The sequence below is a fragment of the Aeromonas hydrophila subsp. hydrophila ATCC 7966 genome (assembly GCF_000014805.1).
In the GTDB taxonomy this organism is placed as follows: Bacteria; Pseudomonadota; Gammaproteobacteria; order Enterobacterales; family Aeromonadaceae; genus Aeromonas; species Aeromonas hydrophila.
Genome location: NC_008570.1, coordinates 3,525,693 through 3,542,159, shown reverse-complemented (window position 1 = coordinate 3,542,159; position 16,467 = coordinate 3,525,693). Strand labels below are relative to the sequence as shown.

The 16,467-nt window shown below is 61.5% G+C and carries 14 protein-coding genes; 5 read left to right on the top strand and 9 right to left on the bottom strand.

What is annotated here, in order from left to right:
* The first annotated feature begins 118 nt into the window (after positions 1–118).
* The gene (gene dtpB, locus AHA_RS15845; protein WP_011706918.1) at positions 119–1,624 is read left to right on the top strand and encodes a dipeptide/tripeptide permease DtpB; all 1,506 of its coding nucleotides are present in this window, start codon (positions 119–121) and stop codon (positions 1,622–1,624) included.
* Positions 1,625–1,670: 46 nt separating this feature from the next.
* Here dtpB and ruvX read toward each other — a convergent pair whose 3' ends face one another.
* Both ruvX and AHA_RS15835 read right to left on the bottom strand, forming a co-directional pair.
* Positions 1,671–2,093 carry a Holliday junction resolvase RuvX gene (gene ruvX / locus AHA_RS15840; RefSeq protein WP_011706917.1) on the bottom strand — a complete coding sequence of 141 codons (423 nt, stop codon included), beginning with the start codon at positions 2,091–2,093 and terminating at the stop codon, positions 1,671–1,673.
* 46 nt (positions 2,094–2,139) lie between these two features.
* The gene (locus AHA_RS15835; protein WP_016351591.1) at positions 2,140–2,694 is read right to left on the bottom strand and encodes a YqgE/AlgH family protein; all 555 of its coding nucleotides are present in this window, start codon (positions 2,692–2,694) and stop codon (positions 2,140–2,142) included.
* Positions 2,695–2,812: 118 nt separating this feature from the next.
* Here AHA_RS15835 and AHA_RS15830 point away from each other — a divergent pair, with 118 nt between their 5' ends.
* The gene (locus AHA_RS15830; RefSeq protein WP_011706915.1) at positions 2,813–4,438 is read left to right on the top strand and encodes a methyl-accepting chemotaxis protein; all 1,626 of its coding nucleotides are present in this window, start codon (positions 2,813–2,815) and stop codon (positions 4,436–4,438) included.
* Between the two features lie 111 nt (positions 4,439–4,549).
* Here AHA_RS15830 and gshB read toward each other — a convergent pair whose 3' ends face one another.
* From gshB to metK, 5 genes are all read right to left on the bottom strand, one after another.
* Entirely contained in the window at positions 4,550–5,503 is a 954-nt protein-coding gene (gshB, locus tag AHA_RS15825) for a glutathione synthase (protein WP_011706914.1), read from the bottom strand.
* Between the two features lie 114 nt (positions 5,504–5,617).
* On the bottom strand, positions 5,618–6,349 hold the full coding sequence (gene rsmE / locus AHA_RS15820) for a 16S rRNA (uracil(1498)-N(3))-methyltransferase (RefSeq protein WP_011706913.1): 732 nt from the start codon (positions 6,347–6,349) through the stop codon (positions 5,618–5,620).
* Between the two features lie 63 nt (positions 6,350–6,412).
* On the bottom strand, positions 6,413–7,096 hold the full coding sequence (locus AHA_RS15815; RefSeq protein ID WP_164927713.1) for an endonuclease: 684 nt from the start codon (positions 7,094–7,096) through the stop codon (positions 6,413–6,415).
* A gap of 77 nt (positions 7,097–7,173) precedes the next feature.
* Complete coding sequence (locus AHA_RS15810; RefSeq protein WP_011706911.1) at positions 7,174–7,707, bottom strand: SprT family zinc-dependent metalloprotease; 534 nt, start codon at positions 7,705–7,707, stop codon at positions 7,174–7,176.
* 69 nt (positions 7,708–7,776) lie between these two features.
* Positions 7,777–8,928 (bottom strand): methionine adenosyltransferase, encoded by a 1,152-nt coding sequence (gene metK / locus AHA_RS15805; RefSeq protein WP_011706910.1) that lies wholly within the window; start codon positions 8,926–8,928, stop codon positions 7,777–7,779.
* A 342-nt stretch (positions 8,929–9,270) separates the two neighbouring features.
* Between metK and tkt the strand changes: the two genes are divergently transcribed.
* A complete protein-coding gene (gene tkt / locus AHA_RS15800; RefSeq protein ID WP_011706909.1) occupies positions 9,271–11,262 on the top strand; it encodes a transketolase in 1,992 nt (663 codons plus the stop codon).
* 422 nt (positions 11,263–11,684) lie between these two features.
* Positions 11,685–12,086 carry a hypothetical protein gene (locus AHA_RS15795; protein ID WP_024945982.1) on the top strand — a complete coding sequence of 134 codons (402 nt, stop codon included), beginning with the start codon at positions 11,685–11,687 and terminating at the stop codon, positions 12,084–12,086.
* A 145-nt stretch (positions 12,087–12,231) separates the two neighbouring features.
* On the opposite strand, the gene AHA_RS15790 is transcribed toward AHA_RS15795, so the two are convergent.
* The gene (locus AHA_RS15790; protein WP_011706908.1) at positions 12,232–13,497 is read right to left on the bottom strand and encodes a RidA family protein; all 1,266 of its coding nucleotides are present in this window, start codon (positions 13,495–13,497) and stop codon (positions 12,232–12,234) included.
* An 825-nt stretch (positions 13,498–14,322) separates the two neighbouring features.
* Between AHA_RS15790 and hchA the strand changes: the two genes are divergently transcribed.
* A complete protein-coding gene (hchA, locus tag AHA_RS15785; RefSeq protein ID WP_011706906.1) occupies positions 14,323–15,186 on the top strand; it encodes a glyoxalase III HchA in 864 nt (287 codons plus the stop codon).
* A gap of 89 nt (positions 15,187–15,275) precedes the next feature.
* On the opposite strand, the gene AHA_RS15780 is transcribed toward hchA, so the two are convergent.
* Positions 15,276–16,379, bottom strand: a complete 1,104-nt coding sequence (locus AHA_RS15780) for an anhydro-N-acetylmuramic acid kinase (protein WP_011706905.1) — start codon at positions 16,377–16,379, stop codon at positions 15,276–15,278.
* Positions 16,380–16,467 lie beyond the last annotated feature (88 nt).

Here is a 16,467-nt window from a genome sequence, read left to right as displayed (position 1 = left end):
TGGCGCAACAGGCACCTTGTTCACGTCGCTCGATCCACAGCAACAAGTTTGTGACCCAGGCCGGGTAGGCTGCGGGCCCTTGATAAATAAAAAAATACATACAGACAGGTAGGTTAGCATGCGTCCATCGGCCCCGACCGGGTTGTTGCAACAGCCCAAACCCTTTTTCATGATCTTCTTCGTCGAACTCTGGGAGCGCTTCGGTTATTACGGCGTCCAGGGGATCCTGGCGGTGTTCTTCGTCCAGCAGCTGGGATTTTCACAGGAGCAGTCGTTCATCACCTTCGGTGCCTTCTCGGCGCTGGTATATGGCCTCATCTCGGTGGGCGGCTATGTGGGCGACCACGTGCTGGGCACCAAGCGCACCATGGTGCTGGGGGCCATCGTGCTGGTCATCGGCTATTTCATGACCGGCATGTCCATCTACAATCCCGACCTCATCTTCTATGCACTGGGCACCATCGCGGTCGGCAACTGCCTGTTCAAGGCCAACCCTGCCAGCCTGCTCGCCAAGTGCTATGAGCGCGGCGATCCCCGGCTGGATGGGGCCTTCACCCTGTTCTACATGTCGATCAACATCGGCTCGCTCATCTCGCTGTCGCTGGCGCCGGTCATCGCCGATCACTACGGCTATACGGTGACCTACAACCTGTGCGGGGTGGGCCTGGTCATCGCGCTGCTGACCTTCTTCGCCTGTCGTCACATGGTCAGGGACATCGGCTCCGAGCCCGACCATCTGCCGCTCGATTACGGCAAGCTGCTGCTGGTCTTGCTGGGATCGGTGGCGCTGGTCTTCTTCTGCGCCTGGCTGATGCACCACGTGGTGATCGCCAACATGGTGCTGATGACGGTGACCCTGGCCGTGGTGATCTTCTTCTTTCGCGAGGCCTTCAAGCTCGATGCGGTGGCCCGCAACAAGATGTACGTGGCCTTCGTGCTGATGCTGGAAGCCGTGGTGTTCTACGTGCTCTACGCCCAGATGCCGACCTCGCTCAACTTCTTTGCCATCAACAACATGCATCACGAGATGCTGGGGATGAGCGTCAACCCCATCAGCTTTCAGGCGCTCAACCCCTTCTGGGTGGTGGTAGGCAGCCCGGTGCTGGCGATGATCTATACCCGGCTGGGCAGCAAGGGGCGGGATCTCACCATGCCCCTCAAGTTCACCCTGGGCATGCTGTTCTGCTCCCTCGGCTTTCTCACCGCGGCGGCTTCCGGCATCTGGTTTGCCGATGCACAGGGGCTCACCTCACCCTGGTTCATGGTGCTCATTTATCTGTTCCAGAGTCTGGGAGAGCTGATGATCAGCGCCCTGGGGCTGGCGATGGTGGCGGCATTGGTGCCGCAGCGGCTGATGGGTTTTATCCTGGGGATGTGGTTCCTGACCCAGGCGATGGCCTCTTTGCTGGGGGGCTATGTGGCGACCTTTACCGCCGTGCCGCAAGGGGTCACCGATCCGCTGCAGACCCTACCCATCTACACGGACGTGTTTGGCAAGATTGGGCTGGTGACGCTGCTGGTGGCGGTGGTGATGGCGCTGATGGTGCCCTGGCTCAACCGCATGATGCATGCCGGTCAGGGTGAAGAAGGGGAGGATTTGCTCTCGCAACAGGCCAAGGCCTGATACAGGCATGGGGAGGGGCAGGATTGACCTGCCTCTCCCCCGTCTGTCAACCGTACTGCTCTTCCATCCAGGCTTCCAGGATCAGCTGGGCGGAGACTCCGTCCACGCTGCCTTTCTCCAGCGCCCGATAACCCCCCCGCTCGAACAGACGCGCCCGCGCATCCGTGGTGGTGAGCCGCTCGTCCTTGAACTCCACCTGCTTGCCGAAGCGGCCGTGCAGCCGGTTGCCGAATTTGCGGGCCCGTACCGTGATCTCCTGTTCGGTGCCGTCCATGTTGAGCGGCAGGCCGACAACCAGCAGATCCGGTTGCCACTCCTTGAGCAGCTTGTCGATGTCGTCCCAGTTGGGGATGCCGTCGTTGGCCTTGATGGCGCGCAGGGGTTGGGCCGTGCCGGTAAGCTCCTGACCGATGGCTACCCCTATGCTTTTGGTGCCGTAGTCAAAGCCCATGATACTGCGTGATGACATTGCATTGATTCCTCAAAATGCCTCGCGAAATGCGTGGCAAACGGCATCAGCTGTGGCCGATGTCGCTGGATAGATGGATGGGGTTGACCCCTATGCTGGCGGCGGCCTGCTGCCAACGCTGATGGATCGGGGTCTTGAACACCAGATCCGGATTGGGCGGGATCACCAGCCAGGCACCGTCGACCAGCTCCTGCTCCAGCTGGCCGGCGCTCCAGCCGGCATACCCGAGCGCCACCAGCCAGTGGGCGGGGGCCTCCTCGGTACCGAGGGTTTCCAATATATCCTTGGAAGTGGTGACCATGAGCTCGTCTCCCACCTGCAGGGTGGAGTTGAAGCCGGGTCGGAAGCTGTGCAGCACGAAACCGCGGTCGGCGTGCACCGGTCCTCCCTGCAGCACCGGCTGTTTGAGCTCGGGGCTGGGGGGCGGCGCCAGCTTGAGCTGGGTCAGCATGGCATCCAGCGACATGTCCACCGGGATGTTGACTACCAGCCCCATGGCGCCCTCTTCGCTGTGTTCGCACAGGTAGACCAGCGAACGCTCGAAATAGGGATCGGAGAGGCTCGGCATGGCGAGCAGGAAGTGATTTTGCAGTGTTTGCATATGGGCCAAATATTGCAAAGGTATTTGGGTCAATTATGGCAGTTCGCCGGGGCGGGCAAAACCGCTTTTTACCGCTTGCGGGCCGGTTCCCCGCCGCAGCCAGGATGGAGATAACACCATGGAAGGTATTTCGATCAGACAGAAGTTGATCCTGGGCTGTGTGGTACCCCTGCTGGCACTGGTGCTGCTGGTGATCGGGGCTGTCCAGGCGATGTCCCAGCTGATGACTGGCATGAACAGCATGTATCAGGGGGAGGTGGTGCAGCTCAAGGAGCTCAAGCAGATCGCCGATCTCTACGCGGTCAAGGTGATCGATGCGGCCAACAAGGCCAATGTGGGGGGCTTTGACCCCGCCAGATCGCGCGCAGACATGAGTGCCGCCCAGCAGGAGATCAAGCGCATCTGGCAGGGCTACCGCAGCCAGCCGATGAGCCAGGCCGAGCAGCGGGAAGCCGACCAGATGCAGGGGCTGTTTGCGGCGGCAGACCAGGAGATTGAGGCGGTGATGCAGATCCTGGCCGACATGCAGGGGAGCAATCAGGGTCAGCTGGCCGCCCATATCATGCCGCTCTATCGAGTGATCGACCCGGTCAGCGACGGGATCAGCGCCCTGGTGGAGTACCAGCTGAAGGAGGCCGAGAAGAACATGACCGAGCTCAACGGGCTCAGGGTGCAGCTCAACCGGCTGTTTATCTTGCTGCTGGTGGTTGGCGGCGCCTGCATCCTGTTCTTCGGGGTGTGGGCCGGGCGCAGCGTCAGCCAGCCCCTGGCCGCCATGGGCGGGATCTTGCGCGGCATGCAGCGGGATCTCGATCTGAGCAAGCTGGCGCCGGTGCTGCGCAAGGACGAGATGGGCGGGCTGGCCCACTCCCTCAACGACGTGATCTGCCATTTTCGCGAGCTCATCACCCAGATCAACGGCATGGCGGAGCAGCTCGCCAGGGAGTCGGCCCAGCTGGCTCATATCGGCGTCGAGAGCCGCCAGCGCTTCGCCCAGCAGCAGGCCGAGACCGATCAGACCGCGACGGCCATGAACCAGATGAGCGCGACCGTGGCGGAAGTGGCCAACAGCTCCAACAACGCTGCCGATGCGGCGCGCCATGCCGACGGGAGTGCCCGCCACGGTCACCAGATAGTGGCGGACGCCATTCAGTGCATGTCCGGCCTGTCGTCCCAGATCCAGAACACCGCCGCCATGATCACCCAGCTGGCCGACGACAGCCGCAATATCAGCAGCGTGATGGATGCCATTCGCGGCATCGCCGAGCAGACCAACCTGCTGGCGCTCAATGCCGCCATCGAGGCGGCGCGGGCCGGTGATCAGGGGCGGGGGTTTGCGGTGGTGGCCGACGAGGTGCGCACCCTGGCCCAGCGTACCCAGCGCTCCACCGAGGAGATCGGCAAGACCATCGTCAAGCTGCAGCAGGGGGCCACTCAGGCGGCGTCCAGCATGGAGCTGGGACTGGATCAGGTGGAGCAGTCCAACCGCACCGTGCTGGCCTGTGGTCAGGCGCTTGGCGAGATAGTCAGTTCGGTCAACGTGATCAACGAGATGAATACCCACATCGCCACGGCGGCGGAGGAGCAGAGCAAGGTGGCTGAGGATATCAGCCGCAACGTGGTCAATATCGCCCACATCGCCAGCGAATCGACACAGGCCGCCTCCCAGTTGAACCAGAGTTGCCACGAGCTGGAACAGCTATCCTGCGAACTCAAGGTGAAGGTGGGGCAGTTCCGCTGCTGACGGGAAGAGGCAGGAAAGAGCAAAGGCAGGATAGAAAAGAGGCGGCCCGGGGCCGCCTCTTTTTATTACCGTTCGCTCACTAGAGCGGGCAGCAATTTAACTGTGGCTGGCTCAGGCCTTGGCCAGCCGGCGCTCGATGGCATCCATCAGCATGCCGGTGATGTGCACGTCGAAGGCCGCTTCAATCTCGCGGATGCAGGTCGGGCTGGTGACGTTAATCTCGGTCAGCCGATCGCCGATGATGTCGAGGCCGACGAAGATGAGCCCCTTCTCTTTCAACGTCGGGCCCACTGCACGGGCGATGGCCCAGTCCGCTTCGCTCAGGGGACGCGCTTCGCCACGGCCGCCGGCCGCCAGGTTGCCACGGGTCTCCCCCTGGGCCGGGATGCGGGCCAGGCAGTAGGGTACCGGCTCACCGTCCACCACCAGCACCCGCTTGTCGCCATCCTTGATGGCGGGCAGATAGGTCTGCGCCATGCAGTACTGGCTGCCGTGGGCGGTCAGGGTCTCGATGATGACGCCGACGTTGGCGTCATCCTCCTTCATGCGGAAGATGGAGGCGCCGCCCATACCGTCCAGCGGCTTGAGGATCACGTCTTTGTGCTTGGCGTGGAAGGCACGCAACTTGTCGGCTCTGCGAGTGACGAGCGTGGTCGGGGTGTGCTCGGCAAACCAGGCGGTGTAGAGCTTCTCGTTGGCGTCGCGCAGGCTCTGCGGCTTGTTGACGATGAGGCAACCCTCATCCTCGGCCCGCTCCAGCATGTAGGTGGCGTAGATGAACTCGGTGTCGAAGGGGGGATCCTTGCGCATCAGGATCACGTCCAGGCTGGAGAGCGGTTGATCCACCACCTCGCCCAGCGTGTACCAGTCGGCATAGTCATATTTGACGGTGAGCGGGCGCATGGTACCGAAGGCGCGACCGGCCTCCATGTAGAGGTCTTTCATCTCCAGATAGAACAGCTCGTAGCCGCGCTTTTGCGCCTCTTCGAGCATGGCGAAGCTGGAGTCCTTCTTGATGTTGATGGCCGAGATGGGGTCCATCACGATGCCGAGTTTAATGGTCATCCGCTGTTCCTTCTTAATGGCTCGAGGGGGTTGTAGGGTCGATTAGCGCAGCGTAATCGGCCGCTTGCGGCTGCATCGAGGTTGCCATGGGGCTGCTCGATGCGGCCCATGGTATCAAGCGAGATCGCCAAAGCGGCACTGCAGCGCAGTAATCGCCGTCAGGGCGGCGGTTTCGGTGCGCAGCACCCGCGGCCCCAGCAGCATCTCTTTGAAATCTTCCTGCACGGTACGGGCGATCTCGTCGCTCGACAAGCCCCCTTCCGGGCCGATCAGCAGGCGCACGCCGTGCTCAGGGATGGGCAGGGTGTTGATGCTGTAGGGCGCGCGCGGGTGCAGGTTGAGCTTGAGTTCGTTGGTCTCTTCCGCCAGCCAGGCGTCGAGCTCCATCGGCATGCGCACCTCGGGCACGGTATTGCGGCCGCACTGCTCGCAGGCGCTGATCACCACCTTCTGCCACTGCTCGCGTTTTTTCTCCAGCCGATCAGCGGGCAGCTTGACGCCGCAGCGCTCGGAGAAGAGCGGAGTGATGCAGGTGACGCCCAGCTCCACCGATTTCTGGATGGTGAAGTCCATCTTGTCGCCGCGGCTGATCACCTGACCGAGGTGGATGGCCAGCGGGGATTCCACCGAGTGGGTGTCGCAGCGGTCGATGGTCACTTCCACCGACTTCTTGCCCACATTGGCGATGGTGGCGGGGTACTGGTTGCCGTCGCCGTTGAACAGCTCGAGCTGCTGACCCGGCTGCATGCGCAGCACCCGGCCGATGTGGTTGGCACCGTCTTCCGACAGGGCGAGGGTCTGGCCCACCTGCAGGGCGGCCGGTTCATAGATACGTGGAATGCGCATGGCTCAGTGTCAGTCTCTGGTTCAAGAAGAGGGATTTTAAATCCCTTGTGTCCATAGATGGGGTTATCGGCACTGCTTTTCAATAAAGGGGTTGGTATTGCCCTGCAGCTTGCCGATGCGGCGGTTGCGCTCGCACTCCCAGCCGTCGGCCGGGTACTGCCTATCCCAGGCTTCGAACAGTTTACGCTGTTGCGCCGCCAGACGCAGCCCATACTGCTGGCTCATGTAGAGGTAGGCGCGGGCGATCTGGCCGCGTACCAGCCCCTTGGGCGGCTGCACCTGGCGATTTTTGAAGTCCACCAGCATCCGGCACTGGCCGTACTGATCCGGGGTGCCATTCCAGTCGGAGAAGCGGAAGTTGGCCCGATCACCGTTCACCTCGCCGATGGCGGGGAAGAGGTTGTGCATGTCCCCCTCCATCTGGTTGAACTCGTCGCTCTTGCCGCAATTCTTGCGACCGCCCTGCTGCCAGCACTGCAGCTGGTGGCCGAACTCCCAGGCCGGTACCACGTGTTCCCACTCGATGCGGGCGGCGCGCTTGGGCTGCTTGCGCGGCTCATAGCCGCAACTGGCCAGATCCGGGCTCATTTTCTTGCCCTGATAGTCAATCTTGCAGCCGCAATAGAAGGTGACCGGGTGATCCTGATAGAGGCGGTTCAGATCCTGTTTGGCGGCGCGAAAAGTCTGGGCATGCAGGGGCAGGCTGACCAGCAGGGCCAGGGTGAACGAAAACAGGGGACGAAACATGAAGATCCTTGGCAAATGAGATGGTTGGCGGAAAAAGCAGAGAGGCACCCTAGCACAGGGACGCGACACCGGCTGGCTTACTGCGACGAGCCAACCCGCTCCAGCGGCTGCTTGCAGCGGCGGCAGTGATAGCGGGCCTCGCCGCGCACCACCTTGTTGTGGCGGCGCACCGACAGCTGATGCTGCTGGCAGAGGCAGCGATAGGGGATGGTCGGCTGCGCCAGTACCGCCAGATCGAAGCTGTGGGTGGTGCTGGGCTCAAGGCCGAACACCTCCCGCATCACCGATTGCCACTGGCGGCCGTGGGGCAGCACCCGCGATCTGCCACGCCCTTCGCCCCACAGGGCATAAACCAGCAGGTGGGCCACCTCGTGGGGCACCACCTCGGCCAGAAATGCCGGCTGGTTGGCCTGGTAGAGGGCGGGGTTGAAGCGCAGCTCCCAGGTTTGCAGCCGCGCCGATCCTGCCGCCCGACCGCGCATGTTGCAATGGACTTGCGGGCGGGGAAAGGGGCGGCCAAGGCGCGTTTCGGCCTGCACAAAACAGGCGTCGACACGGGCGAGCAACTGCTGGTACAGGGCGGGATCGAGGCGGGTAGCGGTGACGGACATCGGGTTCTCGGCAAATGGCGGACAAGCAAAAGGGGAGCCAGGCTCCCCTTTATACCACAAGCGTGACGCTTACAGACCGGCGGCGGAACGCAGCAGTTCGGCCTTGTCGGTCTGCTCCCACGGGAACTCGTTGCGACCGAAGTGACCGTAGGCGGCAGTGGCCTGGTAGATCGGGCGCTTCAGATCCAGCATCTGGATCAGGCCGTACGGACGCAGTTCGAAGTGCTCGCGAACCAGCTTGACCAGCAGATCCTCGGCCACCTTGGCAGTGCCGAAGGTTTCGACGCTGATGGAGGTCGGCTCGGCCACGCCGATGGCGTAGGAGATCTGGATTTCACAGCGATCGGCCAGACCGGCGGCGACGATGTTCTTGGCCACGTAGCGGGCGGCGTAGGCAGCGGAGCGGTCAACTTTGGACGGATCCTTGCCGGAGAAGGCGCCACCACCGTGACGGGCCATGCCGCCGTAGGTGTCGACGATGATCTTGCGACCGGTCAGACCGCAGTCACCCATCGGGCCGCCGATGACGAAACGGCCGGTCGGGTTGATGAAGTATTTGGTGTCCTTGTTGACCCACTCGGCCGGCAGTACCGGCTTGATGATCTCTTCGCGCACCGCTTCCACCAGATCCTTGTGGCTGATGGATTCGGCGTGCTGGGTAGACAGCACCACGGCATCCACACCGATGATCTTGCCGGCGTCGTCGTAGGCGAAGGTCAGCTGGCTCTTGGCATCCGGACGCAGCCACGGCAGGGTGCCGTTCTTGCGCACTTCAGCCTGACGCTTCACCAGCAGGTGAGAGTAGGTGATGGGGGCCGGCATCAGCACGTCGGTTTCGTTGGTGGCGTAGCCGAACATCAGGCCCTGGTCGCCCGCGCCCTGCTCCAGCGGATCGCTGCGGTCAACGCCCTGGTTGATGTCCGGAGACTGTTTGCCGATGGCGTTCAGCACGGCGCAGGAGTCGGCGTCGAAGCCCATGTCGGAGTGGGTGTAGCCGATGTCGCGCACGGTGTCGCGCACGATCTGCTCGATGTCTACCCAGGCGGTGGTGGTTACTTCACCGGCCACCATGACCATGCCGGTCTTGACCAGGGTCTCGCAGGCGACGCGGGCCTTGGTGTCTTGCTTGAGGATGGCGTCCAGGACCGCATCGGAGATCTGGTCCGCAATCTTGTCGGGATGGCCTTCGGAGACCGACTCGGAAGTAAACAGCTTTGCCATGATGGGATTCTCAGCTTGTCTGGGGTTATCGCCGCAGCAATAACCGGGTGATGATAGGATGATTGTAGAGGTATCTACATCTGGACGTCCATTTTAGTTAGCGCCCCCCTCGATTGCCAGCACTATTTTGGTTTTACCGCCCCCTGGCCGAACAAGATCCGCGCTTTACCCCATTTGGGGTGTAAAGCGGTTACGGCTCAATCGTTTGCCCCGTCAAGAAAAGCGATTGAGCTCCCAAAGCTACTTTATTCGCCCAGATAATATTTGCACGCCGCGCCCCCTGCTGGGACAATAACGCGCCTTAATCTTGGCCATCAAATGAAGCAATCGCAGGAGATACAGATGCCTTCTCGTAAAGAGCTTGCCAATGCCATTCGCGCATTGAGTATGGATGCCGTTCAAAAAGCCAACTCCGGTCACCCGGGCGCCCCCATGGGAATGGCGGATATCGCCGAAGTGTTGTGGCGCAGCCACCTCAAACATAACCCGAACAACCCCAAGTGGGCCGACCGCGACCGTTTCATTCTCTCCAACGGCCACGGTTCCATGCTGCTGTACTCCCTGCTGCACCTCTCCGGTTATGACCTCTCCATCGACGATCTGAAAAACTTCCGCCAGCTGCACTCTCGCACCCCGGGTCACCCGGAGTACGGTTACGCGCCGGGCGTTGAAACCACGACCGGTCCGCTGGGCCAGGGCATCACCAACGCCGTGGGCATGGCGATCGCCGAGAAGGCCATGGCCGAGCAGTTCAACCAGCCGGGTCACGACATCGTCGACCACTACACCTACGCCTTCATGGGCGACGGCTGCCTGATGGAAGGTATCTCCCACGAAGCCTGCTCCCTGGCCGGTACCCTGCAACTGGGCAAACTGATCGCGTTCTGGGATGACAACGGCATCTCCATCGACGGTCACGTGGAAGGCTGGTTCACCGACGACACCGTCAAGCGCTTCGAAGCCTACGGCTGGCACGTGATTGCCGCCGTTGACGGCCACAGCCCGGAAGCGATCAACGCTGCCATCGAAGCCGCCAAGGCCGAGACCGGCAAGCCGACCCTGATCTGCTGCCGCACCATCATCGGTTACGGTTCCCCGAACAAGTCCGGCTCCCACGACTGCCACGGTTCACCGCTGGGCAATGACGAGATCGCCGCTGCCCGTGCCTTCCTGAAGTGGGACCACGCGCCGTTCGTTATCCCGTCCGACATCGCTGCCGAGTGGAACGGTCAGGAGAAAGGCGCCAAGCTGGAAGCCGACTGGGCTGCCAAGTTCGCCGCCTATGAAGCTGCTCACCCGACCCTGGCTGCCGAATTCAAGCGCCGTACCGCTGGCGAGCTGCCGGCCAACTGGGCCGCTGAATCCGCCAAGATCATCGAAACCCTGCAAGCCAACCCGGCCAAGATCGCAACCCGCAAAGCCTCCCAGAATTCGCTGGAAGCCTTCGGCAAGCTGCTGCCGGAGTTCATGGGTGGCTCTGCCGACCTGGCGCCGTCCAACCTGACCATGTGGTCCGGCTCCAAGTCCCTGACCAACGACGATGCCTCCGGCAACTACATCCACTACGGTGTACGCGAGTTCGGCATGTCCGCCATCATGAACGGTATCGCCCTGCACGGTGGTTTCATCCCCTACGGCGCTACCTTCCTGATGTTCATGGAATACGCCCGCAACGCCCTGCGCATGGCCGCCCTGATGAAGCAGCGTGCCATCTTCGTTTACACCCACGACTCCATCGGTCTGGGTGAAGATGGCCCGACTCACCAGCCGGTCGAGCAGATCGCGTCCCTGCGTCTGACCCCGAACATGAGCACCTGGCGCCCGTGTGACCAGGTTGAATCCGCCATCGCCTGGAAGCACGCCATCGAGCGTACCGACGGCCCGACTGCGCTGATCTTCTCTCGTCAGAACCTGGCTCAGATGGACCGCAGCGCCCAGCAGCTGGCCAATACCGCCAAGGGTGGCTACGTGCTGAAGGATTGCGCTGGCAAGCCTGAGCTGATCCTGATCGCCACCGGTTCCGAAGTGGAACTGGCCGTTGCCGCCTATGAGCAGCTGACTGCCAAGGGCCGTGCCGTGCGCGTGGTCTCCATGCCGGCCACCGACGTGTTCGACGCCCAGTCTGCCGAGTACAAAGAGTCCGTTCTGCCAGCCTCCGTCACCAAGCGTGTGGCCATCGAAGCCGGCATCGCCGACTACTGGTACAAGTACGTCGGTTTCGGCGGCAAGATCATCGGTATGACCACCTTCGGTGAGTCCGCACCGGCCGAGCTGCTGTTCAAGGAATTCGGCTTTACCGTGGAAAACGTGGTTGCGACCGCAGAGTCCCTGTAACAGCCCCTGTAATTCCTGAACGTTGGGCCACTCTGGCCCAATAGCCGGAACGATAAAACGCCCTCCATCGCAAGATGGGGGGCGTTTTTTATGGCTGTTTGGGGATGACGAAATAGCGTGTGAGCCGATACGGGAGGTATTCAGATCGATTACTTGATCAATCTCGCTTTTTCTTTTGAATTTGCTTTCAAGTTTGGCGTCATACGATACCATGCTGGGCGGCTTACCCCCTTCATTACAAGGTATGAACCAATATTCGGTAGCGTCCATTGAACAAGCCTGGTTGGCAACGTTCGGGCTATTTGATGGTTGCTGGCTGCTTGGTGTCATGCAGCAGGGTTGTCGGGATGGTGGTCAGTTTTTCATGAAGAGTTCTTGATTATAAAAATGTCATGTGACGTATATCTGAAATGGAGTTTCCCATGTCTTGTTCCATTGTCATCAATCAGTCAGCACAGAAACTACAAGTCAATAAGGACAGCTACGATCTGGGAAGAATATCGAACGTACAGGTTCGGGTCCTTTCCTGGAAAGACAAAATACTCAATATGATTATGTTGGGGGCCATTGCTTCCAGTCTACTGTTCATATTTGTGCCAACGGATGCACAAGGTCAGGTTATTACGTGGATTCTTCCTGCTATCGCATTTTTGATTGGTGCATGTCTGGCACTGGTGATAAGTACCAAGTATGAGTTTCGGTTGGAGTTCAGGCATTCTGATGAGGTAGGGGTGCAATGGTTCACGGCTGCCAAGAGTCGAGCCGAGGGTGACTTTACATTGTTCAAACAGTGGGAAGCTGAACTGAAGCACCATATTCGATAGCGTGTTATTGGCCCGCAGGTTCGATTGGCGAAGCCTCATCGAACGTTCGCGCATCTGCGTCGATGCCATAAAAATAATATCCCTTCCTGTTACCAAAAAAGAGACCGGCCATTAGCCGGTCTCTTTTTATTATTTAAAACAAATCTTACGCCTGCGGCGGGGTACTTTCCGCATTGGAGAGCACGGCATCCATCTGCACCAGGGCGCCGGCAGGCAGTTCGCTCACGGCAATCACGGTGCGGGCGGGCAGATAGGCCGGGAAGTATTTGGTGTAGATGGCATCCACATCTGCCAGATCCGCGATGTTCTTCACCTGGATATTGACCTTGACGATATCGTCCATCACGTGGCCGATGCTCTCGACGATGGTCTTGATATGGCCGAGGCACTGGGCGGTCTGCTCCTTGACACAACCGGTCAGGATCTTGCCGGTGGTCAGATCAACCGGCAGCTGGCCGGCGATGTGGTTGTAGTGGGAGAAGGCGACGGTCTGGGTGTGCAGCGGGCTGCGCGGTGCCTTGTCGGTATTGCGGGCGCTGATCACCAGATTGTGTCTGTCTTCCACCAGTTGCGGCGGGGTGCCGTCACCGTGGGAAATGACCGCATCCATCTGCACCCGGGCGCCCAGCGGCAGGGCGGAGGCCACGATCACGCTGCGGGCCGGCAGGTAGGCGACGGCACGGGCAATGGCTGAGTCCGGGAAGAAGGTGGTGTAGACCTCGTTGACGGCGTCCAGATCGGCCAGGCTGGTCAGATAGACGGTGACCTTGACGATATCGTCAAACGGCACATCGATGCTCTCCAGCACGTGCTTGATGTTGCGCAGGCACTGGCCAGCCTGCTGCTGGATGCCGCCGGCGACCAGTTGGCCCGACGCGGCATCGACCGGCAGCTGGGCACCGATATTGTTGTAGTGGGAGAAGGCGACGGTGTGGGTCGAGAGCGGATCCTGCGGTGCCTTGTCGCTGTTGCGGGAGAGCTTCAGCAGCGGGCAGGGAGCCTGCGGGAAGGTACCTTCACCGTTGGAGATGAGCGCGTCCATCTGCACGGCGGCGCCGAGCGGCAGACCGGCCACCGCCAGCACGGTGCGGGTCGGCAGCAGGCGCGGGAAGAACTCGCCATAGACGGCGTTGACCGCGTCGAGATCGGCGATCTCTTTGAGAAACACCGTGATTTTGACCACGTCATCCATCACATGATCGATGCTCTCGACGATGGCCTTGATATTGGTGAGGCACTGTCTGGCCTGCACCTTGATATCCCCTGCGACCAGCGCGCCCGTTTTCGGGTCGACCGGCAGCTGGGCGGAGATATTGTTGTAGTGGGAGAACGCCACGCTCTGGGTGCTGGGGCTCAGATCCTGCGGTGCATTGGCGGTATTTCTGGCTGACTTGATGATGGTACCACTCATGGCGATACTCCTTTTTCGTTTTTGATGTAGGGTCAGGCCGCGTTGCTCTTCCCTGGCCGAATACGTCGCGCGGGGCGATACCCATGATGGCGGCAACAGTTGCCCGTTCCCGCCGCAGGGCGACGGGGCAAGGGACCATGGTCATCACTGTGTAAAGCCTTGTGCCGGTGCCGCAGGCGCGTGCAAACGGATAAGGGAGAAATAAATCGGCTTGATGATTCAGACGGGAGGATTCTAGGGGGCGTTCGCCAGCGGATGCAAACCGGGATCCGGTTTCTATGAGGTGGCTCAACAGAGTGAAATATATTCACTTTGCTATTCAATGCATGACCAGAATGACCAATAAAGGTGATGGCGCTCCCACTTTTTGCGATGCAGGCGGCTGATGGTGCCTTTATTCGCGTCGGTTCAGGTTACCAGCTGTAAATTCCAGGTTAATTATTCTGACCAACTTGCAGGATATTATCCCGGTTTTGCATAGCTATTTATTTTTCAGCCTGGTGAAGGGCTTTTCAGAAGGCCAAAAATATGCCTGAAGTGAGCCACAAGAGAGCCATTGAAATAACATTCAGTCCATCTGCATGGCAATAAGCTGGGGTGGCAAGAGCGGATGGAAATGAGGGGCGCCGTTCACTGCCGGATGCGGCAACCAGGCGGGCAGGACGCCACCCTGCATATGCCATATATTTTCAGCGGCGCGAACAGGACCTGACTGCGTGGGCGCCGTGCGTCAGCGCCCTGTCAGAGGGAAGGGCGCTGCGCATTTACCCGGCCCCTGACAGTCAATACTGTGTGAGCGAGTCAACCCATGATGGAGAGAGTCCCATGACCGAGAAGCTGATTGACGACAAGCAACCGACCCCGGATCCGGCGGAGCAGAATGCCTTTTTCCCTTCCCCCTATTCATTGAGCCAGTTCACTTCGCGCAAGTCGGATCTGGCGGGGGCCGACTATCCCGCCCCCTATCGTGGCGGCCGCTGGAAGATCCTGCTGATCGGGGCCGATGAGCGCTATCTGCTCACCGACAACGGCACCCTGTTCTCTACCGGCAACCATCCGGTGGAAACCCTGCTGCCCATGTATCACCTCGACAAGGCGGGTTTTGCCTTTGAGGTGGCCACCCTGTCGGGCAATCCGGTCAAGTTCGAGTGGTGGGCCATGCCGATGGAGGATGAGGCGGTGGTGGGGCTCTATGGCAAATACCAGGGGCAGTTTCGCCAGCCGGCCAAACTGGCGGATCTGCTGGCCCAGGTGCAGGCCCCCGACTCGGACTACCTCGGCGTGTTCATTCCCGGCGGGCACGGCGCCCTGATGGGGCTGCCCGAGAGTGCCGAGGTCAAGGCGCTGCTGGAGTGGGCGATGGCCCACGAGCGTTTCATCATCACCCTCTGCCACGGGCCGGCGGCCTTGCTGGCGGTAGCCAATCCGCACACCTTCGCCGGCTACCAGATCTGCGCCTTCCCCGATGCGCTGGATGAGCAGACGCCGGCGATTGGCTACATGCCGGGCCGGCTCACCTGGAAGTTTGGCGAACGGCTCAAGGGGATGGGATTTGAGATCGTCAACAGCGGCATCTCGGGGGAGGTGTGTCGGGATCGCAATCTGCTGACCGGTGACAGCCCGCTGGCCGGCAATCCGCTCGGCAAGTTGGCCGCCACTACCCTGCTGGAGGCAGTGAGCCGCCAATAGCGTCACGCCTTTGCAAGAGGGGCTGGCAGCGCTGAACAGGCAGGAGATGAAACAGCAGGGCCGTCGAGTGACGGCCCTGCTCTATTGGGTCAGGCAGGATAGAGGGCACCCAGCACGGCGGGGCGGCTGGCACCGGTGACGGCCGGCAGGTTGCCGGGTTGGCGGTGGATAAAGCGCTGCGCCAGCCAGGCAAACGCCGCGCCTTCCATCCAGTCGGGAGCGATCCCCAGCTCGGCCGTGTTGGCGATGCGCCAGCCGGGCAGCAGGCTGGCCAGCTCCGCCAGCAGCGGGGCGTTATGGGCGCCGCCGCCGCAGACATACAGCTCGGGCCGGCTCTGCGCATCCGCCAGTGTGGGCAGCTGGCGGGCGATGCTGTGGCAGGTGAGCGCCTGCAGGGTGCGCTGCACATCCGCCGGGGCATGGGCGTGGCCGGCCAGCTCGCCATCGAGCCACGCCAGGGTGAACATCTCGCGCCCGGTGCTCTTGGGGTGGGGGGCGGCAAAGTAGGGGTGGGCCAGCAGCTGCTCCAGCAGTGCAGGGATAAGCCTGCCGCTGGCCGCCCACTGGCCGCCGGCATCATAGCCGGCCCCCTGGGGGTGATGGCGGCGATACCAGCCGTCGAGCAGGGTGTTGGCCGGGCCGGTATCAAAGCCATAGACGCCGTCTGCCTGACCCGGCAGCACCGAAATATTGGCGATGCCACCGAGGTTGAGCACCACCCGCAGGGCGCCGGGGCGGGCAAAGAAGGCCTGATGGAAGGCGGGCACCAGCGGCGCCCCCTGGCCGCCGAGGGCCATGTCCATGGTGCGAAAGTCGGCCACCACATCGATGCCGGTCAGCGCCGCCAGCAGGGCCGCGTTGCCGATCTGCAGGGTAAAGCCCAGCTGGGGGCGGTGGCGGATGGTCTGGCCGTGGCTGCCGAGGGCGCGAATATCCTTGGGAGTCAGCCCCGCTTTGGCCAGCAGGGCGTGGGTGGCGGCGGCAAACTCGCGGGCGACCAGGTTGTCGGCGACCCCCATGCGGTCGATCTCGTTGTCGCCCGGGGTGCAGAGGGCGTGCAGCTCGTGCGCAGTGGGCCAGGGATGGCTGAGGGCCGCCTCGACCCGCAGTTCATCCCCCTCGATCAGCACCAGCACGGCATCGATACCGTCCATGCTGGTACCGGACATCAAGCCTATATAGCGTTCAGTCATGGGGTTTCCTTACTTGCAGGTCGGGAAAAAGTACGTGAGAGAGGAAGCGGCCCCGATCCCATGCCGTATTCTGGTACCCGGCATCAAG